Annotated in this window: 22 protein-coding genes; 4 read left to right on the forward strand and 18 right to left on the reverse strand. The window is 66.1% G+C overall.

The genetic code is table 11. The annotated features are described in order from the left end of the window. Window positions 1–47: 47 nt before the first annotated feature. The gene (locus tag ACPPVQ_RS11865) at window positions 48–911 is read left to right on the forward strand and encodes a putative RNA methyltransferase (RefSeq protein ID WP_426515298.1); all 864 of its coding nucleotides are present in this window, start codon (window positions 48–50) and stop codon (window positions 909–911) included. A gap of 105 nt (window positions 912–1,016) precedes the next feature. On the opposite strand, the gene ACPPVQ_RS11870 is transcribed toward ACPPVQ_RS11865, so the two are convergent. The 5 genes from ACPPVQ_RS11870 to ACPPVQ_RS11890 all read right to left on the reverse strand — a co-directional run bounded on the left by ACPPVQ_RS11870 (window position 1,017) and on the right by ACPPVQ_RS11890 (window position 6,116). Next, window positions 1,017–1,433, reverse strand: a complete 417-nt coding sequence (locus ACPPVQ_RS11870) for a cytochrome c oxidase subunit 4 (protein ID WP_426515299.1) — start codon at window positions 1,431–1,433, stop codon at window positions 1,017–1,019. 1 nt (window position 1,434) lies between these two features. After that, the gene (ctaD, locus tag ACPPVQ_RS11875) at window positions 1,435–3,189 is read right to left on the reverse strand and encodes an aa3-type cytochrome oxidase subunit I (RefSeq protein ID WP_426515300.1); all 1,755 of its coding nucleotides are present in this window, start codon (window positions 3,187–3,189) and stop codon (window positions 1,435–1,437) included. Window positions 3,190–3,197: 8 nt separating this feature from the next. Beyond that, complete coding sequence (gene ctaC / locus ACPPVQ_RS11880) at window positions 3,198–4,085, reverse strand: aa3-type cytochrome oxidase subunit II (RefSeq protein ID WP_426515301.1); 888 nt, start codon at window positions 4,083–4,085, stop codon at window positions 3,198–3,200. 143 nt (window positions 4,086–4,228) lie between these two features. After that, window positions 4,229–4,585 (reverse strand): iron-sulfur cluster insertion protein ErpA, encoded by a 357-nt coding sequence (gene erpA / locus ACPPVQ_RS11885; RefSeq protein ID WP_163289564.1) that lies wholly within the window; start codon window positions 4,583–4,585, stop codon window positions 4,229–4,231. Window positions 4,586–4,664: 79 nt separating this feature from the next. Further along, window positions 4,665–6,116, reverse strand: coding sequence for a dipeptidase (locus ACPPVQ_RS11890; protein ID WP_426515302.1), 1,452 nt, complete (start codon window positions 6,114–6,116; stop codon window positions 4,665–4,667). Between the two features lie 38 nt (window positions 6,117–6,154). Here ACPPVQ_RS11890 and ACPPVQ_RS11895 point away from each other — a divergent pair, with 38 nt between their 5' ends. Both ACPPVQ_RS11895 and ACPPVQ_RS11900 read left to right on the forward strand, forming a co-directional pair. Further along, window positions 6,155–6,757, forward strand: a complete 603-nt coding sequence (locus ACPPVQ_RS11895; protein ID WP_426515303.1) for a DUF3043 domain-containing protein — start codon at window positions 6,155–6,157, stop codon at window positions 6,755–6,757. A gap of 2 nt (window positions 6,758–6,759) precedes the next feature. After that, entirely contained in the window at window positions 6,760–7,674 is a 915-nt protein-coding gene (locus ACPPVQ_RS11900) for an RNase H family protein (protein WP_426515304.1), read from the forward strand. A 122-nt stretch (window positions 7,675–7,796) separates the two neighbouring features. Here the strand turns inward: ACPPVQ_RS11900 and ACPPVQ_RS11905 are convergent, their stop codons facing one another. The 3 genes from ACPPVQ_RS11905 to hisD are packed head-to-tail and all read right to left on the reverse strand — an operon-like array spanning window position 7,797 to window position 10,671. Then, complete coding sequence (locus tag ACPPVQ_RS11905) at window positions 7,797–8,822, reverse strand: quinone-dependent dihydroorotate dehydrogenase (RefSeq protein ID WP_426515305.1); 1,026 nt, start codon at window positions 8,820–8,822, stop codon at window positions 7,797–7,799. Window positions 8,823–8,858: 36 nt separating this feature from the next. Beyond that, complete coding sequence (nrdR, locus tag ACPPVQ_RS11910) at window positions 8,859–9,332, reverse strand: transcriptional regulator NrdR (RefSeq protein WP_426515306.1); 474 nt, start codon at window positions 9,330–9,332, stop codon at window positions 8,859–8,861. A gap of 28 nt (window positions 9,333–9,360) precedes the next feature. Next, window positions 9,361–10,671: a histidinol dehydrogenase gene (gene hisD, locus ACPPVQ_RS11915; protein WP_426515307.1), complete on the reverse strand. Its 1,311-nt coding sequence runs from the start codon at window positions 10,669–10,671 to the stop codon at window positions 9,361–9,363. Window positions 10,672–10,763: 92 nt separating this feature from the next. Between hisD and ACPPVQ_RS11920 the strand changes: the two genes are divergently transcribed. After that, window positions 10,764–11,306: a flavin reductase family protein gene (locus ACPPVQ_RS11920; RefSeq protein WP_426515308.1), complete on the forward strand. Its 543-nt coding sequence runs from the start codon at window positions 10,764–10,766 to the stop codon at window positions 11,304–11,306. A gap of 27 nt (window positions 11,307–11,333) precedes the next feature. Here the strand turns inward: ACPPVQ_RS11920 and dnaE are convergent, their stop codons facing one another. The 10 genes from dnaE to murC form a co-directional block, all read right to left on the reverse strand. Beyond that, on the reverse strand, window positions 11,334–14,846 hold the full coding sequence (dnaE, locus tag ACPPVQ_RS11925) for a DNA polymerase III subunit alpha (RefSeq protein WP_426515309.1): 3,513 nt from the start codon (window positions 14,844–14,846) through the stop codon (window positions 11,334–11,336). 36 nt (window positions 14,847–14,882) lie between these two features. Then, window positions 14,883–15,803, reverse strand: a complete 921-nt coding sequence (locus ACPPVQ_RS11930; RefSeq protein ID WP_426515310.1) for an RluA family pseudouridine synthase — start codon at window positions 15,801–15,803, stop codon at window positions 14,883–14,885. An 8-nt stretch (window positions 15,804–15,811) separates the two neighbouring features. Next, window positions 15,812–16,447 carry a signal peptidase II gene (lspA, locus tag ACPPVQ_RS11935; protein WP_426515311.1) on the reverse strand — a complete coding sequence of 212 codons (636 nt, stop codon included), beginning with the start codon at window positions 16,445–16,447 and terminating at the stop codon, window positions 15,812–15,814. Beyond that, on the reverse strand, window positions 16,437–17,228 hold the full coding sequence (locus ACPPVQ_RS11940; RefSeq protein ID WP_426515312.1) for a DivIVA domain-containing protein: 792 nt from the start codon (window positions 17,226–17,228) through the stop codon (window positions 16,437–16,439). Before ACPPVQ_RS11940 ends, lspA begins: the two co-directional genes overlap by 11 nt. Before the next feature lie 168 nt (window positions 17,229–17,396). Further along, window positions 17,397–17,696 carry a YggT family protein gene (locus ACPPVQ_RS11945; RefSeq protein ID WP_426515314.1) on the reverse strand — a complete coding sequence of 100 codons (300 nt, stop codon included), beginning with the start codon at window positions 17,694–17,696 and terminating at the stop codon, window positions 17,397–17,399. 66 nt (window positions 17,697–17,762) lie between these two features. Next, window positions 17,763–18,266 carry a cell division protein SepF gene (locus ACPPVQ_RS11950; protein WP_426515315.1) on the reverse strand — a complete coding sequence of 168 codons (504 nt, stop codon included), beginning with the start codon at window positions 18,264–18,266 and terminating at the stop codon, window positions 17,763–17,765. 79 nt (window positions 18,267–18,345) lie between these two features. Next, a complete protein-coding gene (locus tag ACPPVQ_RS11955; protein ID WP_426515317.1) occupies window positions 18,346–19,047 on the reverse strand; it encodes a YggS family pyridoxal phosphate-dependent enzyme in 702 nt (233 codons plus the stop codon). Next, on the reverse strand, window positions 19,013–20,182 hold the full coding sequence (gene ftsZ, locus ACPPVQ_RS11960; protein ID WP_426515319.1) for a cell division protein FtsZ: 1,170 nt from the start codon (window positions 20,180–20,182) through the stop codon (window positions 19,013–19,015). Before ftsZ ends, ACPPVQ_RS11955 begins: the two co-directional genes overlap by 35 nt. Window positions 20,183–20,332: 150 nt before the next feature. Beyond that, window positions 20,333–21,430, reverse strand: coding sequence for an FtsQ-type POTRA domain-containing protein (locus tag ACPPVQ_RS11965; RefSeq protein ID WP_426515321.1), 1,098 nt, complete (start codon window positions 21,428–21,430; stop codon window positions 20,333–20,335). 11 nt (window positions 21,431–21,441) lie between these two features. Continuing rightward, entirely contained in the window at window positions 21,442–22,839 is a 1,398-nt protein-coding gene (murC, locus tag ACPPVQ_RS11970; RefSeq protein WP_426515323.1) for a UDP-N-acetylmuramate--L-alanine ligase, read from the reverse strand. Window positions 22,840–22,860: the final 21 nt, after the last annotated feature.

A 22,860-nucleotide genomic window follows, 5' to 3' on the forward strand; every position in this document is an offset into this window, starting at 1 on the left:
CGCCGGCGCATCCGTCTTTCACGGACACGACCGCGGCAGGAGAGACCATGTCAGCTGAGACGCTCGCAGACTGGCTCCGGTGCCCGGTGTGCACCGAACCGCTCACGCCGGCCGCAGCGACCATCCTGGGCTGCGTGAACGGCCATCGCTTCGACATCAACAAACGCGGCTACGCGACGCTCCTCGGGTCACGATCCCGGGTCGCCGGAGACACTCCCGCCATGCTGGATGCCCGTTCACGCGTCCTCGAGCGGGGAACCTACGCGCCCATCGTTGATACGCTCGACGCCGCGCTCGACCAACTCGTGACGACGCACCGTGTCATCGACGCCGGCGCGGGAACCGGCTACTACCTCCGGTCGCTCTTGGCCAGTAGGCCGACCGCGCGAGGGCTGGCACTCGACCTCTCCTCCGCTGGCGTCGCACGCGCGGTCCGCAGCGCGGACCGCATCGACGGTGTCGTGGCTGACACGTGGCAACCGCTGCCCGTCCGCGACGGAATCGCAGACGTGATCCTGAATATCTTCGCTCCGCGCAACCTGCCCGAGTTCTACCGCATCCTGGCCCCGGAAGGGACGCTCGTGGTGGTCGTCCCGCGCCCGGAGCATCTGCACGAACTCCGGGAGGACGGGCGGATGCTCGACGTACCGGCAGACAAGGCCGCGACGTTGATCGAATCCACGGCGCCGCTCTTCGCCCACACAGGAAGCACGGCGGTCGTCTTCGACATCGTCTACGACGCCGCCCTCGCGGACTCCCTCGTTGCGATGGGGCCTTCGGCGCACCACATGCAGGACGTGGGCAACGACTCGACGGACACGGTAGAACCCACCCATTCCAGCGCCACCGTCGCCGTGGACGTTCTGACGTTCGCGCCACGCCAAGCCGGTCTCAACGCCACTGAGGTGTGAGTCCAGCCGTCGGGACCTACCCGACGCTCAGAACTCACACCCCAGTACTCACACCTCAGTACCCACACCCCAGTACCCATACCTCAGTGGCGTGCAGTGCGCTTGTCAGCGCGCGAAGTACCCGCGGTAGTACTCGTACGTCCAACCGACCAGACAGACGATCGTGAAGGCCACACCGATGTAGGCGATCCAGAAACCGACGGCGATACCGAGCACGACGAGCGCGGCACCGAATGCGAGGGCGATGGGCCACCAACTCCACGGGCTGAAGTGTCCGAGCTCGGGATCGCCGTCGTCGATGTTGGCGTCGATTCGGTCCTCAGGGAGCTCGCCCCCCTGCGAGGCGTGCGACCGGCCGATGTAGAACGCGAGGAAGGTGGCCAGGATGGTGCTCAGCGTGAGCGCCACTGTTCCGACCCACTCGACCTTGCCGTAGTAGATGAGGCTCCACACCGTGTACAGCGCGGCCGAGAACAGGAAGAACCCCGCAAGGATCCAGAAGAGAATCGCGTTAGCCCTCATGTCACTTCACCTTCTCGTTGCCGAGGTCGTACACGGCTCCATCCGGAGCGTCCTTCATGCCCCCGATCCCGAGCGGGATTCCCGCCTCGGGGTGATTCAGGTCGAATGCAGGCGATTCGCTGCGGATACGGGGAATGGAGGTGAAGTTGTGCCGGGGCGGCGGGCAGCTCGTCGCCCACTCGAGCGACCGGCCGTAGCCCCACGGGTCGTTCACCAGGACGCGCGGAGCATTGCGCGCCGTGAGGTAGACGTTCACGAAGAACGGGATCATCGAGACGGCGAGGATGCCCGCACCGATGCTCGACACCTGGTTCATCCACGTGAAGCCATCCTGCGGCAGGTACGTCGCGTAGCGTCGCGGCATGCCGATGACGCCGAGCCAGTGCTGGATCAGGAAGGTGGTGTGGAATCCGATGAACAGCAGCCAGAAGTGCCACTTGCCCAGCCGGTCGTTGAGCATCTTGCCTGTCCACTTCGGCCACCAGAAGTAGAAGCCGGAGAACATGGCGAACACGACGGTGCCGAAGACGACGTAGTGGAAGTGGGCCACGACGAAGTAGGTGTCTGACACGTGGAAGTCGAGCGGCGGCGACGCCAGGATCACGCCGGTGAGACCACCGAACGTGAACGTAATGAGGAAGCCGATCGCCCAGAGCATCGGGGACTCGAACGTGATCGACCCACGCCACATCGTGCCGATCCAGTTGAAGATCTTCACACCGGTCGGAACCGCGATGAGCATCGTCATCAGCGAGAAGAACGGCAGGAGCACCGAGCCGGTCACGTACATGTGGTGCGCCCACACCGTGACGGACAGCGCTGCGATGGAGATGGTCGCGTAGATCAGGGTCTTGTACCCGAAGATCGGCTTGCGGCTGAAGACAGGGAACACCTCTGAAACGATGCCGAAGAACGGCAACGCAATGATGTACACCTCAGGATGGCCGAAGAACCAGAACAGGTGCTGCCAGAGGAGCACACCGCCGTTGGCCGCGTCGTAGATGTGCGCGTCGAAGACACGGTCCGCCGCGAGGGCGAAGAGAGCGGCCGCGAGCACCGGGAAGGCCATGAGCACGAGGATCGAGGTGACGAGCGCGTTCCAGGTGAAGATCGGCATACGGAACATGGTCATGCCGGGCGCGCGCATGGTGATGATCGTCGTGATGAAGTTCACGGCACCGAGGATCGTTCCGAAACCGGACAGGCCGAGGCCGAGGACCCAGAGGTTGCCTCCGACGCCCGGCGAGAACGTCGTGCTCGAGAGCGGGGCGTACGCGAACCAGCCGAACGAGGCTGCGCCCTGCGGGGTCAGGAAGCCCGCCACCGCGATGAGCGAGCCGAAGCTGTAGAACCAGTACGCGAGCGCGTTCAACCGCGGGAACGCCACGTCGGGCGCACCGATCTGCAGCGGCATCAGAGCGTTCACGAAGCCGGCGAAGAGCGGCGTCGCGAACATGAGCAGCATGATCGTGCCGTGCATGGTGAACAACTGGTTGTACTGCTCTTTCGTCTGCACGACCTGGAGGCCGGGTTCGAAGAGCTGGGCCCGGATGATCAGGGCCATGACGCCGCCGATCAGGAAGTACAGGAACGACGTGACCAGATACAGGTAACCGATCGTCTTGTGGTCGGTCGAGGTGATGTAGCTGACCAGGAGGTTGCCCTTGCGCTCCACATTGCCGGAGGTGAAAGCCTGGGTGGCCTTGGGTAGCGGGGTCGCCGTCGAGGCGGGAGCGGGTGCTGTCGTCGTAGTCATGGGTGCCCCTACTGGTTTACCTTCGGCGGAGTGGTGCCGGGCAGGTTGTTGTTACGGTCGTACTCGATGCCGAGCTGGCCTTCATATCCCTTGTCTCGCAGCGACTGGATGTGTGCGTCGTACTCGGACTGCGGAACGATCTTCAGGTTGAAGAGCATCGCCGAGTGGTATTCGCCACACAGCTCCGCGCACTTTCCGACGAACGTACCGGTGCGTGAGGTCGTGCTGAAGTACATGTAGTTGGTCTTGCCCGGGATGACGTCTTTCTTGTAGAGCATCGCCGGCACCCAGAACGAGTGGATCACGTCGCGCGAGTCCAGCTGGATCGTGACCGTCTTGTTCTCGGGAAGGTAGAGCGTCGGGATCTTGCTCTCTTCTACCGCCCCCGGCTGGGAGCTCTTGTCGGAGGGCTGCGCCTGGATTCCCGGGTCGTAGACGTTCTCGTTGACGTAGTTGAAGTCCCACGCCCACTGCTTTGCGAGCACGTGGATCTTGATGTCGGGGTTGGCGTAGGGCTGCTCGATGGCTTCCTGGTCGCGCGCCGTGAATGCGAAGAACCCGAGCACGAGGATCAGGGGGACGATCGTGTAGAAGATCTCGATCGGCATGTTGTAGCGCAGCTGGGCGGGGAGGCCCGTCTGCCCGATGCGGCGGCGGTAGACGATGACCGCCCAGATCACGAGGCCCCAGACGATCACACCCACGACCAGCAGGACGATCCAGCTCGTCACCCAGAGACCGCTGACGCGTTCCGTGTGGTTGGTGACAGGTGGCTGTCCGGCCTGAAAGCCGGGCAGGAATCCGTGGAGCTGGGCCTCAGTACAGCCTGCCAGTACGAATGCAAGTGCCGCTGCGATCGGAATAGCAGCCCATCGGAGACGACGATTGTGACGCACCGGTGACCTTTCGAGAGACTCGTGAACAGTTCAGAAGCAACTGTATTGACCGTAACTACCCTACTCCGAGACACACGCCGGAATGAACCAGAAAAGGCCGCCCCGAAGGGCGGCCAGTTCTGTATTTTTGTGGTATTTAACCCCTAGTGGAACGAGTCTCCACAGGCGCAGCTGCCCGACGCATTCGGGTTGTCGATCGTGAATCCCTGCTTCTGGATCGTGTCCTCGAAGTCGATCGTGGCACCGTCGAGGTACGGGACGCTCATCTTGTCGACGATGACCTCGACGCCGTCGAAATCGACTGTCGCGTCGCCATCGAGCATCCGCTCGTCGAAGTACAGCTGGTAGATGAGGCCGGAGCAGCCACCCGGCTGCACGGCGACGCGCAGGCGCAGGTCGTCGCGGCCTTCCTGCTCGAGCAGGCTCCGGACCTTGCCGGCGGCCGTGTCGGTGAGGCCCACGCCGTGGGCTTTGGTCTCAGCGAGTGTCGTGTCGGTCATTGCGCTCCTGACGGGGTGTGAACGAAATCCATCGAAATCTAACGAGATTCTACGTCGGAAAACTCGAAACTCGCCGTGATCATTCCGCCGAGCGGCGATCCAGGCGCGAAAGCAGGAGCGCCTCGGTGAGAACGGCTCGCTTGAAGACCCCGAGATGCAGCGACTCGTTCGGGCTGTGCGCGCGCGAATCCGGATCCTCGACACCGGTCACCAGAATCTGTGCGCCGGGGAAGACGCGTACAAGGTCGGCGATGAAGGGGATGGAGCCCCCCACGCCCATCTCGACAGGTTCGGCGCCCCACGCATCCGCCATCGCACGCTTCGCCTCGGCGACCGCCCATCCCGACGTGTCCACCAGGAACGGGTCGCCCGTGTCGACGTCATCGATCTCGATATGGGCGCCGAACGGGGCGTTGTCTCGCAGGTGGCGCTCGAGAGCCAGGTAGGCATCCGATGCAGCCTGTCCCGGCGCGATCCGGGCGCTGACGCGCACGCAGACGGAGGGAGACAGCGTGTTGGATGCGTTGGCGACGCTGGGCGCGTCGATCCCGGTCACCGTGATCGACGGCTTCGACCAGATACGGCTCAGGATGGTGCCCGATCCGACCGGGGTCACCCCGTCCAGCAGCGCGGCCTCATGCCGCAACTGGTCCTCGTCGTAGGCGGGAGTCTCTCCATCGTGTTCGGTCAGGCCGTCGACTCCGACCGAACCGTCCGGGGCGTGAAGCGTCGAAAGCAGCCGGATCATCGCGAGCATCGCATCCGGCACCGCTCCCCCGAACATTCCGGAATGCGACGCGTGCCCCAGGGTCCTGACCGTCAGGCGGAACGTGACATTCCCGCGCAGGCCGACGGTGAGGGCGGGGGTGTCCAGATCCCAGTTGTCGGAGTCCGCCACGACGATGACGTCCGCCGCCAGCGCGTCGCGGTGGAGCTCGAGGAAGTTCGCGAACGAGCGCGACCCGGACTCCTCCTCCCCTTCGATGAAGACGGCCAGGCCCAGATCGAAGTCGTCCCCGTGTGCTTCGAGCAGAGCACGGACCGAGGCGACGTGGGCCATCACACCCGCCTTGTCGTCGGCCGCCCCCCGCCCGTAGAGCCGGTCACCGCGGACCGTCGGCTCGAACGGCGAGGTCTCCCAGTCTTCGTCGCGGCCCTGCGGCTGAACGTCATGGTGCGCATAGAGAAGGACCGTCGGGCGGCCGTTCCGTGCCGCCCGCGTTGCGAGGATGGCCGGCTGGCCGAGCTCAGGGCCGTCACCGATCGGAGCTCGTACGATGCGCACCTCGTCGAAGGCCCCGGTCCCCTCGAGGAGGGCGGCGACGGCCTTCGCGCTCTCGGCGACCTCCTCGGCGTCGAAAGCGGCCCACGAGACCGAAGGGATGCGCACCAGATCGGAGAGGTCGGCGATCGTCGACGGGATGCCGCCCTCCACCGAAGCGCGCACGCGGTCTTCGAGTGCGACCGAATCGCTGTCGTTCGTTCCGGGCGTAGTCGACTGTGGATCATTAGTCAGTGGGGGGTTCGTCATGCAGGTAATCTTAAGCCGACACCAATCGAGGGCTTACCGTGGCAAAACGAGACACAACGCCGGGCGCAACCGTTCCGGCCAACCAGCCGGTCGCAGAGACCGCTGAAGAGACGGCAGCACGTATCGCGGGCAAGGGAGCCCCGACACCGACCCGTCGCGAGCAGGAGGCAGCGCGCAAGCGCCCCCTGGTGCCCAACGACCGCAAGGAGGCTGCGCGCCAGGCGCGCGTGAAGACGTCGGAAGCGCGCGAGCGGGCCCGCGTCGGAATGGCGGCTGGCGACGACAAATACCTCACGGTGCGCGACCGCGGTCCGCAGCGTCGTTACGTGCGCGACTACGTCGACGCGCGCTTCAACATCGGCGAATTCATGATCCCCGTCATGCTGCTCGTCATCGTGCTGACCTTCTTCCCGCAGCGCGACGTGCAGTTGTACGGCATCATCGCGCTCTGGGCATTCTTCATCATCGCCGTGCTCGACTGCTTCTTCCTCGGCTACCTGGTTCGCAAGGGGCTCGGCGCGAAGTTCGGCAAGTCGAAGGTGGAGAAGGGTGTGCGCTGGTATGCGGCGATGCGCGCCCTGCAGCTTCGTGTCATCCGTCTGCCGAAGCCGCAGGTCAAGCGCGGACAGTACCCCAGCTGACCGTGACGATCGTCGCTGCTGCGGACGGCTCTGCCCTCGGCAACCCCGGTCCCGCCGGATGGGCGTGGTACGTCGACGACGACACGTGGGCCGCCGGTGGATGGCCGCACGGAACGAACAACCAGGGTGAGCTGATGGCCGTCATCGACCTGCTCGACTCGACGGCCCACCTCGACGACGACCTGCGCATCCTGTGTGACAGCCAGTACGTGATCAATGCCGTGACCAAATGGATCCCTGGCTGGAAGGCCAGGGGCTGGCGCAAAGCAGACGGCAAGCCGGTGCTCAACCGGGAGCTCCTCGAACGGCTCGACCGTGCGACCCTCGGGCGCCGCTACAGGTTCGAGTGGGTGAAGGGGCACGCCGGGCACGAACTCAACGAGGCAGCTGACGCGCGAGCGCGCGCCGCGGCCACGGCTTACCAGAACGGCACACCGATCCCGATCGGTCCGGGATGGCCGGGGCGCGCCGTCGAGACGCGGCAACCTGAGCCTGCGGACGCGCCTTCTGCCGCCACTGTGTCGCCTGCTCCGGTGCTCGCGCTGTTCAGCGATGACGACGACGCTTTCGGGACGCCCGACGACCACGAGCAGGTGATTCTTCTCGAACGCGAACTGCTCAGCCCGGCCGTCAGGGCCGACTCGTCACGTGTGGCGGCCATCCTGCACGCCGATTTCGAAGAGATCGGAAGCTCTGGACGTCTCTGGAACCGAGACGCGATCGTCAATGAACTCGCTGGTCAGGACTCGGAACGCGTCGCGTTCGAGGTGCTCGGGAGCGAGCTGGTTGCGCCGGATGCGATCCTGCTGACGGCGCGGACATCCGATTCGCGCGGGTCGGCATTGCGCAGTTCCCTCTGGCTTCGTGTCGACGGGCGCTGGCGGCTGCGGTTCCACCAGGGGACGCCTGAGGCCTGATCCGCTCCCGGCGGCGCCGGTTGCCGACTGATGAGCGATCGCTCGCCGTTCTTTGGCGCTCGAGGCGATCGCTCGCCATTCTTTTGGCGACCAGTCGTTGCGGTGACGAGTGTTCGACAGCGTCAGCGGCGACGCGCGAGTCCCCGGTTGATCTGACGAGCCCAGAGGGGCCCCCGGTACAGGAAGGCTGTGTAGCCCTGAACGAGGGTGGCGCCCGCGTCGAGGCGTTCCGCGACGTCGTCCGCTGTCTCGACTCCGCCGACGGAGATCACGCACAGCTCGCCGGGAACGATCGAACGGATGATGCGCAACACCTCCAGGGACCGCGCAGCGAGCGGCGCACCGGACAATCCGCCTGCCCCGGCGGCTTGCACGACGGCTGGGTCGGTGCGCAGACCCTCCCGTGAGATCGTCGTGTTGGTCGCGATGATGCCGTCGAGCCCGATGCGCACGACCAGCCCCGCGATCTTCTCGACCTGGTCGTCGGTCAGGTCGGGAGCGATCTTCACGAGAAGGGGAACCCGACCGGCCTCGGCCTTCACCGCGGCGAGAAGAGGTTCCAGCTGTTCGAGTTCCTGCAGGCCGCGAAGGCCAGGGGTATTGGGCGAGCTGACGTTGACCACGAGGTAGTCGGCGACGGGCGCAAGCGATCGAGCGCTCGTCAGATAGTCGGCCGTAGCGTCTTCGACCGCGACGACGCGGCTCTTTCCGATATTGACACCGAGCACCGGACGGTTCGAGCGGCGGGCGATCCTTTCCAGGCGCTCGGCGGCTGCCGCCGCTCCGCCGTTGTTGAACCCCATCCGGTTGATCACCGCCCGGTCGGGGATGAGACGGAACAGCCGCGGCTTGTCGTTGCCGGGTTGGGCGACCGCTGTGATCGTTCCGACTTCGACGTGACCGAATCCGAGCTGGCCGAGGCCGATCACGGCTTTGCCGTCTTTGTCGAATCCCGCAGCCACCCCGAACGGCGAGTCGAATTCTCGGCCGAGCGCGTGCGTCGCCAGCGACGGGTCGGGTCGCGTGAATCGGCGGACCAGCCTGCCGATCCCGAAGGTCGGAAGCGCCTGGATGACGACGAAAGCCCAGTGATGCGCTCGCTCGGGGTCGAGCTTCGACAGGACGAGTGTGAAGAGTGTGCGATACATGCCTGTGTCAGCGTACCGGCAGCAGGCGCGACCGGCTCAGTTGCCCACGTCGACGCGCTCTGCGGCGTGCTCGACACGCAGCTGGGTGATCGCGTCTTCGAAGTCGTCTAGGGAGTCGAACCCCTGGTACACGCTGGCGAATCGGAGGTAAGCCACCTCATCGAGTTCGCGGAGCGGCGGCAGGATGGCGAGCCCGATGTCGTTCGCGTCGATCTGGGACGCCCCCGTGGAACGGATCGTCTCTTCGACCTTCTGGGCGAGCACGGCCAGGTCGGAGTCCGTCACCGGTCGCCCCTGGCAGGCCTTGCGAACCCCGCTGACGATCTTCTCGCGGCTGAACGGCTCGGCCACTCCACTGCGCTTGATCACGCTCAGGCTTGCGGTCTCGGTCGTGCTGAAGCGCCGACCGCACTCGGGGCACTGGCGGCGGCGGCGAATCGACATCCCGTCGTCGCTCGTGCGCGAGTCGATGACACGGGAGTCCGGGTGACGGCAGAAGGGGCAGAACATGGTGCTCGAATCCTAACCGAGTTGGCTTCTAATGCGCCCTGAAGCGCGCTGTGACAGCTTCGCCGTGGGCCGGGAGATCTTCGGCGCCAGATAGTGCCACGATGCCCTCGGCGACGACGCCGAGGGCGTAACGGTCGTAGCGGATGACCTGCTGGGGACGGAGGAACGAGTACGCTCCGAGGCCGGGTGAAAACCTCGCCTGGCCACCGGTCGGCAGCACGTGGTTCGACCCCGCGAGGTAATCGCCGAGGCTCACCGGCGAGTGCGCGCCGAGGAAGATCGCACCGGCGTTCTCGATGTCGGCGAGGACCGCTTCGGGCTCGGCTGTCTGGATCTCGAGGTGCTCCGGCCCGTACGCATTGCTGAACGCGGCCGCGGCTGCGAGGTCGTCGACCAGCACGATCGCCGACTGGGGACCGGACAGCGCCGTCGCCACGCGCTCAGCGTGCCGTGTGGCAGCGGCGAGGCGTTCGAGTTCTCGCGCAACGCGCTCTGCGAGATCGGGACTGTCCGTGGCGAGCACCGCCGCGGCAGCTTCGTCGTGCTCGGCCTGGCTGACGAGGTCTGCGGCCACGAGAGTCGCGTCTGCCGAGTCATCGGCGATCACGAGGATCTCCGTGGTGCCGGCCTCGGAGTCGATGCCTGCCTGCCCGCGAACCACTCGTTTCGCCGCAGCGACGTAGATGTTGCCTGGCCCGGTGATGACCTGTACCGGATCGAGCCCGATCTCTTCCACACCGAAAGCGAGAGCGCCGATCGCGCCGGCGCCGCCCATCGCGTACACCTCATCGATGCCGAGAAGGCCCGCTGCCCCCAGGATGGTCGGGTGGACTCCCCCGCCGAATGCACGCTGTGGGGGGCTCACCAGCGCGATCGAACGGACGCCCGCGACCTGCGCCGGCACTGCGTTCATCACGACGCTCGACGGGTAGACCGCTTTGCCCCCCGGCACATACAAACCGGCGCGGGCTACGGGCTGCCACCGCTGCACGATGGTGGCGCCCGGACCGATCGTCGTCACCACCTCGGCCGGAACCTGCGCGGCGGTCGCCAGTCGCACACGCGCGATCGCTTCTTCGAGCGCCTCGCGCACGTCACCGGGCAGCGCCCGGACCGCAGCCTCGATCTCCGTCGCGGGGACGCGGATGCTGTTCGCTCGCCCACCGTCGAACTTCTCGGCCTGTTCGTCGAGTGCCGCACGGCCTCGCGACCGAACGTCGTCGATGAGCTCGGTTGCGACATGAAGTGCAACAGAGACATCGACGGCGGGCCGCGGCACCAGACTGGTGAAGGCGGCGCGGTTAGGCTGGATACCGCGGAGATCGATCGTTTGCATCATGGCCCGTCAAGCCTATCCGTTCCCTACTTCATGCCCTGATCCATCCACAGGCAAGGAATAACGATGGAGCGCAGAGTGCTTCATGCATACGTATGAACAGTTTCGCGACCCCTGAGAACCGACTCCCCTCCGACAGGGTGGAGCCCGACGTCACGCCTGACCTCGCGGCTTTCCGGCAGGGTTTCCGACGCCATGCAGCGGGTGTGGCGATCATCACCGCGCTGAACACCGACGGGTCTCCGGTCGGGTTCACGGCCACATCCCTCGCATCGCTCGCGGCAGTGCCGCCGCTCGCCACGTTCAACATCGCGAGGAGCGCCTCCAGCTGGCCGGCTCTCGCCGAGACCGACCGTCTTGTGATCCACACCCTTGGTGTGCGCAATCGCACGGTCGCGCAGATACTCGCGGCCGACAACAGCCGTCGCTTCGACGGCGACCACTGGTACGTCGGTCCGCACGGCCTGCCGATCATCAAGGACGTCACCAGCTGGATGATCGGACGGATCGTCGAGCGCTTCCCCGTGCACAACAACGCCGTCGTCGTCGTACAGATCGAGCGAGGCGAACTGGGCGAGGACGACCTCCCGCTGCTGTACCACGAGCGCACCTACTTCGCGCCCGGCGAGCCCGCCTGACCTCGTGCGCCGGGCCGATCTGGCCGCTCAACTCAGGCAGTTCGGCCCGAGAAGCCCTTTCAGCTCGCCGTAGAGGTCAGCGCTGACCGACACCGGGTACGGCACCTCGAACACCCGCGCGGTCTGGCCCCTGATCAGGCGCAGGCGCACCTCGTTCTTGCCCGCGTGCCGGATGAGGACATCGTTCAGTGCTTTCACCGTGTCGGTGGTGGCCCGCTGGTCGGGCAGGGAGATCACCAGCGGCCCGGAACCGAGGCTCTGCCCCAGGTCGGGCGTGAACAGGCTGAACGCGTGGAGGTTCATGCCGTCGTCTCGCATGCTGACACGACCCCGGATGACGACGATCGAGTCACCGACGAGTGCAGGAGCGAACTCCTGGTACGCCTTGCCCATGAACATCACTGTCATCTCGCCACCGAAGTCTTCGACCTGGATCAGGCCGTACTGGTTGCCGGAGTTCTTGGCGGTGCGGTGCTGCACAGACGTCACGAGGCCGGCGATCGTGACCGTATCGCCATCCTGCGTCGACTCCGATGCGATCAGGTCGGCTATTCCCGTGCTGGCATGTTTCGCGAGCTGGAGTTCGAGACCCGCGAGCGGATGGTCGGAGACATAGAGCCCGAGCATCTCGCGCTCGAAGGCCAGCTTGTCGCGCTTCGCCCATTCCGGCCGGTCGGGGACGCGCTCATGCACCTCGTCGAATTCGAACATGCCCGCGAAGAGGTCGACCTGCCCGTTCGCTTCGTTTCGTTTCAGACTGACCGCGGATTCGACAGCGTCTTCGTGGATCTCGACGAGCGCACGCCTCGTGGCTCCGAGGGAATCGAATGCGCCGGCTTTGATCAGGGACTCGATGGTCCGCTTGTTGGCGACGTGGATGGGCACCTTGGACAGGAAGTCGTGGAACGACTCGAAGCGTCCCTTCGACTCGCGCGCCGCACGGATGCCGTCGACGACGTTGCTTCCGACGTTGCGCACGGCTCCGAGGCCGAATCGGATGTCAGACCCGACGGCCGCGAAGAATCCGATCGACTCGTTGACGTCGGGCGGCAGCACCTTGATGCCCATGCGGCGGCACTCGTTGAGATAGATCGCCATCTTGTCTTTGGAATCGCCCACGCTGGTGAGCAGGGCCGCCATGTACTCCGCCGGGTAGTGCGCCTTAAGGTATGCCGTCCAGTAGGAGACCACGCCGTAGGCAGCCGAGTGGGCTTTGTTGAAGGCGTAGTCGGAGAACGGGAGCAGGATCTCCCAGAGCTTGTTGACGGCATCCATCGAATAGCCGTTCGCCTGCATGCCGGAGGCGAATCCCTCGAACTGCTTGTCGAGCTCGGATTTCTTCTTCTTGCCCATCGCACGACGGAGGATGTCCGCCTGGCCGAGCGAGAAGCCGGCGACCTTCTGCGCGATCGCCATCACCTGCTCCTGGTAGATGATGAGGCCGTAGCTCGTGGAGAGGATCTCGAAGAGCGGCTCGGCGAGTTCGGGGTGAATCGGCGTGATCGCCTGCTGCTGGTTCTTGCGAAGCGCGTAGTTGGTGTGCGAGTTCGCGCCCATCGGCCCGGGCCGGTACAGCGCGATGAGTGCCGAGATGTCCTCGAAATTGTCCGGCTTCATCAAGCGCAGCAGGGACCGCATCGGGCCGCCGTCGAGCTGGAACACACCGAGCGTGTCACCCCGGGAGAGCAGGTCGTACGCAGCGCGATCGTCGAGTTCGAGCTCTTCGAGCACAGGGCGGATGCCACGGTTTGCTTCGATGTTGTCGAGCGCGTCGTTGATGATCGTGAGGTTGCGCAACCCCAGGAAGTCCATCTTGATCAGGCCGAGCGATTCGCACGCGGGGTAGTCGAACTGCGTGACGATCTGGCCGTCCTGCTCCCGCTTCATGATCGGGATGATGTCGATCAGCGGATCGGACGACATGATCACGCCCGCCGCGTGGACGCCCCACTGGCGCTTGAGGTTCTCGAGTCCCAGGGCGGTGTCGAACACCGTTTTCGCTTCCGGGTCGGTCTCGACGACGCCCCGGATGTCGGCCGCCTCTTTGTAGCGCGGATGCTCCCGGTCGAAGATGCCCGTGAGCGGGATGTCCTTGCCCATGACGGGCGGCGGCATCGCCTTGGTGAGCTTCTCCCCCATCCCGAATGGGAATCCGAGCACCCGCGACGAGTCCTTCAGGGCCTGCTTCGCCTTGATCGTTCCGTAGGTCACGATCTGCGCCACGCGCTCTTCGCCGTACTTCTCGGTCACGTACTTGATGACCTCGCCGCGGCGGCGGTCGTCGAAGTCGACGTCGAAGTCGGGCATCGACACGCGATCGGGGTTGAGGAACCGCTCGAAGATCAGACCGTGCCGGAGCGGATCGAGGTCGGTGATCTTCATGGCGTAGGCGGCCATGGAGCCTGCACCCGACCCACGACCGGGTCCGACGCGGATGCCGTTGCGCTTCGACCAGTTGATGAAGTCGGCGACGACGAGGAAGTAGCCGGGGAAGCCCATCTGCGAGATGACACCGATCTCATAGTCCGCCTGCTTGCGCACCTCAGCGGGGATGCCGGCCGGGTAGCGCTCGTGGAGCCCGTTCTCGACTTCCTTGATGAACCAGGTCTCCTCGGTCTCCCCGGCGGGCACCGGGAAGCGCGGCATGTAGTTGGCCGACGTATTGAACTTCACATCGCAGCGCTCGGCGATCAGGAGCGTGTTGTCGCAGGCCTCGGGGTAGTCCCTGAAGAGCTGGCGCATCTGCGCGGCCGACTTGAGATAGAACTCATCTGCGTCGAACTTGAAGCGGTTGGGATCGTCGAGAGTCGACCCGGACTGCACACACAGGAGGGCGGCATGGCTGGTTGCGTCGTGAGCGTGGGTGTAGTGGAGATCGTTGGTCGCCACCAGCGGAAGGTCGAGCTCCTTGGCGAGGCGGATCAGGTCGCTCATGATGCGGCGCTCGATGCCGAGGCCGTGGTCCATGATCTCGCAGAAGAAGTTCTCTTTGCCGAAGAGATCGCGGAACTCGGCTGCGGCCTTCTTCGCCTCGTCGTACTGGCCGAGCCGGAGCCGCGTCTGGACTTCGCCACTCGGGCATCCTGTGGTGGCGATCAGCCCCTCGGAGTACTGGCTCAGGATCTCGCGGTCCATACGGGGCTTGAAGTAGTAGCCCTCGATGGACGCCCGGGACGAGAGCCGGAAGAGGTTGTGCATGCCTTGGGTACTCGCCGCCAGGAGCGTCATGTGCGTGTACGACCCGGCGCCGGAGACATCGTCTTCGCCCCCGTCGCCCCAGCGGACCCTGGTGCGATCCTGCCGGGCCGTGCCGGGCGTGAGGTAGGCCTCGGTGCCGATGATCGGCTTGATGCCCGCATCCGTCGCGGTCTTCCAGAAGTCGAATGCTCCGAAGACGTTGCCGTGATCGGTGATCGCGACTGCGGGCATCCCCTGCTCGACCGCCGCATCGATCAGCGGTTTGACGCGTGCCGCTCCGTCGAGCATCGAGTACTCACTGTGGACGTGCAGGTGAACGAACGAGTCGCCGCTTGATGGCACTGTTTCTCCGTCTGGCGATGAGGGTGGGTGTCTAGCCTAATTGTCGCGGAGGACATCGAGTGCGTGTTGGAGGTCCGCCGGATAGTCGGTCGTGAAACTCACCCAGTCGCCGGTCGAGGGATGATTGAAGGCCAGCTGGACCGCATGCAGCCACTGCCGGGTGAGGCCGAGCCGGGCCGAGAGCGTCGGATCAGCGCCGTACATCGCGTCGCCGACGCATGGATGGCGCTGCGCCGCCATATGGACACGGATCTGGTGCGTTCGCCCGGTCTCGAGGTGGATTTCGAGGAGGCTCGCCGCCGGGAAGGCCTCGATCGTCTCGTAGTGAGTGACCGACGGCTTGCCGTCGGCGATGACCGCGAACTTCCAGTCTGAACGGGGATGCCGACCGATCGGGGCGTCGATGGTGCCGGCGAGCGGGTCGGGATGGCCTTGAACGACTGCGTGATAGATCTTCTCGACTTCGCGGTCGTGGAATGCGCGCTTGAGTGCGGTGTAAGCGCGCTCGGACTTCGCGACCACCATGAGCCCGCTGGTGCCCGCGTCGAGCCGGTGCACGATTCCCGCCCGCTCGGCGGCTCCGGACGTCGAGATTCGGAATCCGGCGGCCGCGAGGGCGCCGAGCACGGTGGGCCCGGTCCAGCCGATCGAAGGGTGGGCGGCGACTCCGACCGGCTTGTCGATCACCACGATGTCGTCGTCGTCGTAGACGACCGTGAGCTCGGGCACGGCGATCGGAACGATGACCGCCTCGCTCCGCGGCTCCCAGGCGACTTCGAGCCAGCTGCCGGCGCGCAGTCGATCCGATTTTCCGACGACCGAACCGTCGACCGTGACTCCGCCCGTCTCGGCGATCTCAGCCGCGAAACTGCGTGAGAGGCCGAGCAGCTTGGCGATGCCGGCGTCGACGCGCGTGCCGTCGAGGCCGTCCGGAAGTGGGAGGCTTCGTGACTGCATAGCCGGCCTTACGCTGCGTCGGAGCGCGACTCCGGCCTGAGCGGTGCGTCGCCGTCACTGGCGTTGCCGGGTTCCGTCGTGGTCGAACCCCCGGCATCGACCGAACCACCGGTGCCCGTGGCGTCGTCGCCACCGTGATGACGTGACCCGTCGAGGCCGACACCGCGGATCGTGAGGATGATGAACAGGACCATGCTCGACACGATCGCGACGTCGGCCATGTTGAAGATGGCGGGAAGAAGCGGGATCTCGATGAAGTCGACGACGTGGCCGACACCGAAGCCCGGTTCGCGCAGGAGGCGGTCGGTGAGGTTGCCGAGCAGCCCGCCGAGGAGAAGTCCGAACAGGACCGCCCAGGCGACGGATTTGATCTTAGGGGCGTACCAGATCACGAAGATCAGCACGCCGACCCCGACGATCGAGAAGATCCAGGTGGACCCGCTCCCTATGGAGAAGGCCGCACCCGAATTCTTCACGAACCGGAACTGCAGGAGTTGGCCCAGAACCTGGACCTGCTCGTCTTCGACGAGGTTCTTGACGACGAGGAACTTCGTGACCTGGTCGATCGCGTACACGCAGAGTGCGACGATGGCCAGAACGACGAGCGCCCGAACGCTGACCTTCGCCCTTGCGCTAGCCTCCAAAGCCCTGGAACGTCGGCGGCTGCGGAGCCGACTCCTGCGCACCGTCGTTCGACGGGGCGGACGGCAGGGCGGACGCCGGCGCTGACGCGGCGACGGGCACCTGGCCGGAGGACGACGACTGGTTCGCAGACGCCGGTGCCGCGTAGCTTCCGGTGCCGGAGACGCTCGAGGTCTCGAGGTCACGCAGCTGGCCCTCGATGTAGCTCTTGAGCTGCTGGCGGTATTCACGCTCGAACGTGCGGAGCTCGTCGATGCGGTGCTCAAGGAGCGCACGCTCCTGGTCGAGCTGGCCGATCTGGGCGCGCTGCTTGGACTCCGCCTCGGCGACGACACGGGCCGCCGTCGCGTGGCCCTCGGCGATCAGCGCGTCGCGCTTCTCGACGCCTTCGCGTACGTGCTCTTCGTGCAGGCGGCGGGCCAGCTGGAGCAGATTGTTCGTGCTCGACGGGTCGACGGCGTTCGGGTCGACCGGCGTCGGAGCGGCGTAGGCGGCGACCGCGGGAGCCGCAGCAGCGGCGACGACCGGCGCGGCGGCGGGTGCAGCCTGCTCAGGTGCGGCCTGCGCGGCCTGCGCTGCCTGCGCCCCGCTGCGCTGCAGCTCGGCGATGCGCGATTCGCTCGCGACGAGGCGCTGCTTCAGCTCCTCGTTCTCCTGGTTGAGCCGGCGAAGCTCCACGACGACCTCGTCGAGAAAATCGTCGACCTCGTCCTGGTCGTAGCCCTCACGGAACTTCGTCGGTTGGAAACGCTTGTTGACTACATCTTCCGGAGTCAGCGCCATGTCAAGCCACCTTAGATCTTGAAATGCGAACAGAATCGTGTTCAGCCAACGCTAGCAAAGTCGAACCGAGGTCCGCACGCCGCACGACACGCCAGCGTCGACTTGGACCAACATTACAGCCCGGCCCCGTGCGCAACGCCGAGCGACCTCGGCGAAATGGCAGCGACCTCAGCGAAACAGCACCGTGACGTACAGTCCGACGATCACGACGAGCATCGTGAGGCTCCAGCCGAAGTCGATCGCGACCGGTCCCATGGACAGCGGCGGGATGAGCTTGCGGAAGAACTTGATCGGCGGGTCGGTCATCACGTACATGGACTCGGCGAGGACGAGACCGAAGCCGTGGGGTCGCCAGGACCTGCTGAACGCGCGGACCAGGTCGACCACGAACCGCGCCCACAGGAGGAAGAAATAGAGCAGCAGCAGGTAGTAGACGATGGTCGCGAGGATGGAGACGGCGTAGGACACGAGTTAAGTATGAGGGAGCACCCGCAAAGCCCGGTCATCGACCGGGTTGCGTGAGTCTGTATCCGCTCAGCCCTGCGCGAAGAAAGAGGCTTCGACCTCGGCGTCCTGGCCGCCGTGCTCGCCCGAGACGACCACGTGCGACGGCGAGAGGAGGAACACCTTCGCCGTGACGCGCTCGATCTTGCCGTACAGCCCCTGCGAGAGACCGCTGGCGAAGTCGATGAGACGCCGCGCGTCGCCTTCGCTCATCTGGGACAGGTTGATGATGACGGGGATGCCCTCGCGGAACGATTCGGCGATGACCTGGGCATCGCGATACTGGCGGGGGTGGACCGTGAGGATCTCATTCATTTCTTGGACCGTCGCATTCCGTGCGGAGTTCGACTTGCGCAGCGGGGTCACCGGTGCACGTCCGGGCGCAGGGGCGACCGGGGAAGGATGGGGAACGGGTGCGACGGGAGACGGATGCGCCTGCGGCTGGTGCTGCTGCTGCTGGGCCTGCTCTTCGTACTCGAGCTCTTCGTCGGCCAGGCCGAGGTAGACCATCGTCTTCTTCAGCGGGTTGGTCATCGCATCCTCCGTGTAAACCCTCGCGCGTGTGAACCGGTGTCGATGCGAGGCCGCACCGAACGGAACCTTCTCTTCGAGATTAACCGTGCGCCGGTCGTTTCCCGGTAATGGCCGTGCCAATTCGTAGGTGTGTCGCCCCTTCGGCGATCGCATCCGCATAGTCCTGGCTCATCCCGGCGGAGATCGCCGTCGCCGCCGGCGCCAGGCGAAGCACCCGCTCGGATGCCGTACGCACCCGGGCAAACGCCGCGCGCGGCTCTTCACCGAGCGGCGCCACCGCCATCACTCCGAGCAGCCGCAGGCCCGGAGTCTCGAGGACGTGTTCGACCAGGTGCTCGAGTTCGCCGTCGGCGACACCCCCGCGCGACGGATCAGCGGTGAGGTTCAGCTGCACGAAGCAGTCGACGGCGGCGTCGTCAGACCGCAGTGCGTCGACGAGCGACACCCGGTCGATCGAGTGGATGACCTGCGCGTACGCCCTCACCTGCCGCGCCTTCTTGCTCTGAAGCTGACCGACGAAGTGCCAGGTGAGCGCAAGATCCGAGAGTTCGGCGGCTTTCGCCTGTGCTTCCTGGTGGCGGTTCTCCCCCACATCCGTCACCCCGAGGGCCGCGAGCTCGCGCACGAGCGACGCCGGATGGAATTTCGTCACGACGATGGTCGTGATCTCCCCCGGATCGCGCCCGGCGGCACGTGCGGCATCTGCGATGCCGTGACGTGCTGCGGCGAGCCGCTCCGCGAGAGCGCTACTTGAGGAAGTCGGGGATGTCGAGGTCGTCATTCTCGTCGTCGAAGGCAGGGTCGATGGGCGCGGCGTCGCCGACGGGGCTCTCGGCTGCAGACCAGCTCGTCGCGGGTGCGGGGATGTCCTCCGGGTCGAGCGCCTGGGTGTCCGGGAGCGCGGCTCCGGTCGCCCCGGAGGCGACGTAGGTGGTGCGCCGGGTGTCGGCACCGGCGTGTCCGCCCGGTTCGCCGCCGTCGAAGCCTGCCGCGATCACCGTCACGCGCACCTCGTCGCCGAGCGTGTCGTCGATGACCGCACCGAAGATGATGTTCGCCTCGGGGTGCACGGCCTCCTGCACCAGCCGTGCAGCGTCGTTGATCTCGAAGATGCCGAGGTTCGAGCCACCCTGAATGGAGAGGAGCACACCGTGGGCGCCGTCGATGCTCGCTTCGAGCAGCGGGGATGCGACGGCAAGCTCCGCGGCCTTGATGGCACGGTCGGCGCCGCGCGACGAGCCGATGCCCATGAGGGCGGACCCTGCGCCCTGCATGACCGACTTGACGTCGGCGAAGTCGAGGTTGATGAGACCCGGGGTGGTGATGAGGTCGGTGATGCCCTGGACACCGGCGAGGAGCACCTGGTCGGCGGTGGAGAAGGCCTCGAGCATGCTGATGCCGCGGTCGCTGATCTCGAGGAGCCGGTCGTTGGGCACGACGATGAGGGTGTCGACCTCTTCTTTGAGCCGGACGACGCCGGCTTCGGCCTGCTCTGAGCGCCGCTTGCCTTCGAACCCGAACGGCTTGGTGACGACACCGATGGTGAGTGCGCCGATCGATTTCGCGATGCGTGCGACGACGGGCGCGCCGCCGGTTCCGGTTCCGCCGCCCTCGCCGGCCGTGACGAAGACCATGTCAGCGCCGGCAAGCGCCTCTTCAATCTCTTCGGCATGGTCTTCAGCGGCGCGTCGACCGACCTCGGGGTCTGCTCCAGCGCCGAGGCCGCGGGTGATCTCGCGCCCGACGTCGAGTTTCACGTCGGCATCGCTCATCAGCAGTGCCTGGGCGTCCGTGTTGATGGCGATGAACTCGACGCCGCGAAGCCCGAGTTCGATCATCCGGTTGACAGCATTGACGCCGCCACCGCCAATGCCGACGACCTTGATCACGGCGAGGTAGTTCTGGTTTGATGTCACGTCCGGCCTCCGCTGGGAACCTTCAACCTCAAGTCGAGGCTTAAAGTTATGCTCAGTATGCAATTCCTGATTCGACGTTAGGTGTCGCCTGCCCCCGCCCCGGTAGGCGCCCCGCGTGTCGCCAAAGTCCAGTGTGCACGGACCGCCTGATCACTTCCTGACGACGGAGTGCGGCGAGGACACGTCGAAGACGCTTCCGCTGCTCGCGCCCGCCGACTTCATGATCGCTGCGAGATCGGCGGCTTTCAGATCGGACTGGTCAGGGCTCCCCCAGATCACCCTCGCGCCGCTGCCCAGAAGGGTGAAGGTCACGTCGTCCCTGGTGGCCGCGGTAATGGTGTCGACCGACCCGAGCAGGTGCGCCGGGAGCGCCTGGAGGACGGCGACGGCCGCGTCGAACCCGCTCTGCGCATCCGTGGTTCCCGCAGGACCCGACGCGTGGATGACCGGGAAGCCGGCCGGACGGCTGGCGCTCTGGCTGATCGTCACCTTTGCGGCATCGACGAGCCGGAACGTCTTGCCGTCGGTGATCACGCCGATCGGCACACGCTCGACGATCCGCACGATGAGGGTACTCGGCGGGTGGCTCTCCGTGCTGAAGCTGCGGATGAGCGGGAAGGCGGCGAGATCGGCACGGATCGCGTTGAAGTCGACGAGCGGGAGCGGGCGGCCGAGCTGGTCCTTGAGAGCCGCGGTCACATCCGCGGCCTTGACCCGGCTGGTGCCGACGACATCGATCGTACGCAGCGCCATCAGCGGCGAGAAAGCAGTGAGCGTGACGGCGATGACGAGGAAAGCTGCGGTTCCGGCTGCGCCGAGCCACGCCATCCGACGCCGTCTCGAACGCTTGGTGAAGCGACGAACCTCCCCGCGCTCCACTCGCGCCCGCTCCTTGCGCGCTCGTCGGAGAGCCCGGCGGATCTCCCGGTTCGACGGGGCGCGGTCAACATCGGCCTTCTCACGGCCCACGCGTGGCTCCGCGGCATCCGCAGACGCCGAGCCTGTGCCCACGCGGGACTCAGGGTGCACGGCCGACGACGGTGACGACGAGGCGGACGATGCCCCCTTCCCGACCAGCGCGATCGGCTCGGTGATCGCCCGGTCATCCGCGGCCGAGTGGACGGGCGGCGTGTTCGACTGCGGCGTCGCCTTCGGCGGGCGTGACGGCGTCGACGTGCGCGAGGTCGCGGCGCGCGGCGGCGCAGACGGCGGCTGCGGCGGCCGGTCGAACCCCTGGGGACGCTTCATGCCGGTCGGTGTCAGCCGCGGACGCGCCGCAGCGAATCGAGCAGCTGCGGGACGATGCGGTACACGTCCCCGCAGCCGAGGGTGATCACGAAATCGCCGTCGCGCGCGATCTCGGCAGTGTGGTCGGCGGCATCCTGCCAGTCGGCGATGAACGCGACGTGCTCAGGATGCTCGAACCGCTCGGACACCAGGGCGCCGGTCACACCCGGCTCCGGGTCTTCGCGTGCGCCGTAGACGTCGAGCACCACCGTCTCGTCGGCATACTTCTCAAGGGTCTCCGCGAACTCTTTTGCGAACAGGCGTGTGCGGCTGTACAGATGGGGCTGGTGCACGGCGATGATGCGGCCGTCGCCGACCACGGTGCGGGCGGCAGACAGCGCGGCAGCGACCTCGGTCGGGTGATGGGCGTAGTCGTCGTACACGCTGACGCCGCCGACCGTGCCGTGCAGCTCGAACCGGCGCTCGGTGCCACCGAAGGTCGCGATCGCTGCGAGCGACGCAGCCGGGTCGAAGCCGAGCCCGACGAGCACCGCGAACGCACCCGCCGCGTTGATCGCGTTGTGACGGCCGGGGATCCGCAGCTGAGCGCTGTACTCGGAGCCCCGGTAGGTGAGCGAGAAGGCGACAGGGCCGTCGGTGACGATCGAGTGGACGCGCACGTCCGCATCCGCCGCTTCGCCGAATGTCATGATGCGCTTGTCCGTCAGTTTCGCCGTGACATGAACCGCACCGGGGTCGTCTGACGACACGACCACGAATTCGCTGGAAGCCTGGGCGAAGGTGACGAACGCCTGCTCGAAGGCCTCGAGCGACCCGTAATGGTCGAGGTGGTCCGGGTCGACGTTGGTGATCAGCGCGACCGCCGTCTCGTAGAGCAGGAAGCTCCCGTCCGACTCGTCGGCCTCGACGACGAACAGCTCGCCGCCACCCGTCGCCGAACTGACGCCGAGCGACTCGATGACGCCTCCGTTGACGAAGCTCGGGTCTTCGCCGATGCCGAGCAGCCCCGTGATGATCATGCCGGTGGACGTCGTCTTGCCGTGGGCGCCTGCGACGGCGATAAGGCGCTTGTGGTGGATCAGCCAGGCGAGCGCCTGCGACCGGTGCAGCACCGGCAGGCCCTTCTCCCTGGCGAGGACGTACTCGGGGTTGTCGAGCCAGAGCGCACCGGTGACGACGAGCGTGTCGGCGTCACCGACGTTGGCCGCGTCGTGGCCGATCGTGATCGTCGCACCCAGGTCGCGAAGGGTGTGCACGTTCGACGAGTCACGGACATCCGAGCCGGTCACCGTATAACCCGCCTCGAGGAACAGGCGGGCGATCCCGCTCATCCCCGATCCGCCGATGCCCACGAAGTGCAGAGCGCCGAGCTCGTCGGGGATGGTCATGGTCAGATCGGGCTTGATCACGTGTATTGCTTTCCTTCTCGG

Source organism: Leifsonia sp. McL0618, from assembly GCF_049994905.1.
Taxonomy (GTDB): domain Bacteria; phylum Actinomycetota; class Actinomycetes; order Actinomycetales; family Microbacteriaceae; genus Diaminobutyricibacter.

What these genes read in the sequence shown, in the direction of transcription:
- ACPPVQ_RS11950 (WP_426515315.1), bottom strand. Translation starts at nt 18,266, where the DNA reads ATGACCAACCCGCTGAAGAAGACGATGGTCTACCTCGGCCTGGCCGAC.
- ACPPVQ_RS11920 (WP_426515308.1), top strand. Translation starts at nt 10,764, where the DNA reads ATGAACAGTTTCGCGACCCCTGAGAACCGACTCCCCTCCGACAGGGTG.
- ACPPVQ_RS11930 (WP_426515310.1), bottom strand. Translation starts at nt 15,803, where the DNA reads ATGCAGTCACGAAGCCTCCCACTTCCGGACGGCCTCGACGGCACGCGC.
- ctaD (WP_426515300.1), bottom strand. Translation starts at nt 3,189, where the DNA reads ATGACTACGACGACAGCACCCGCTCCCGCCTCGACGGCGACCCCGCTA.
- ACPPVQ_RS11865 (WP_426515298.1), top strand. Translation starts at nt 48, where the DNA reads ATGTCAGCTGAGACGCTCGCAGACTGGCTCCGGTGCCCGGTGTGCACC.
- ACPPVQ_RS11940 (WP_426515312.1), bottom strand. Translation starts at nt 17,228, where the DNA reads ATGGCGCTGACTCCGGAAGATGTAGTCAACAAGCGTTTCCAACCGACG.
- ACPPVQ_RS11905 (WP_426515305.1), bottom strand. Translation starts at nt 8,822, where the DNA reads ATGTATCGCACACTCTTCACACTCGTCCTGTCGAAGCTCGACCCCGAG.
- nrdR (WP_426515306.1), bottom strand. Translation starts at nt 9,332, where the DNA reads ATGTTCTGCCCCTTCTGCCGTCACCCGGACTCCCGTGTCATCGACTCG.
- ACPPVQ_RS11955 (WP_426515317.1), bottom strand. Translation starts at nt 19,047, where the DNA reads ATGACGACCTCGACATCCCCGACTTCCTCAAGTAGCGCTCTCGCGGAG.
- ACPPVQ_RS11965 (WP_426515321.1), bottom strand. Translation starts at nt 21,430, where the DNA reads ATGAAGCGTCCCCAGGGGTTCGACCGGCCGCCGCAGCCGCCGTCTGCG.
- ACPPVQ_RS11890 (WP_426515302.1), bottom strand. Translation starts at nt 6,116, where the DNA reads ATGACGAACCCCCCACTGACTAATGATCCACAGTCGACTACGCCCGGA.
- erpA (WP_163289564.1), bottom strand. Translation starts at nt 4,585, where the DNA reads ATGACCGACACGACACTCGCTGAGACCAAAGCCCACGGCGTGGGCCTC.
- hisD (WP_426515307.1), bottom strand. Translation starts at nt 10,671, where the DNA reads ATGATGCAAACGATCGATCTCCGCGGTATCCAGCCTAACCGCGCCGCC.
- ACPPVQ_RS11870 (WP_426515299.1), bottom strand. Translation starts at nt 1,433, where the DNA reads ATGAGGGCTAACGCGATTCTCTTCTGGATCCTTGCGGGGTTCTTCCTG.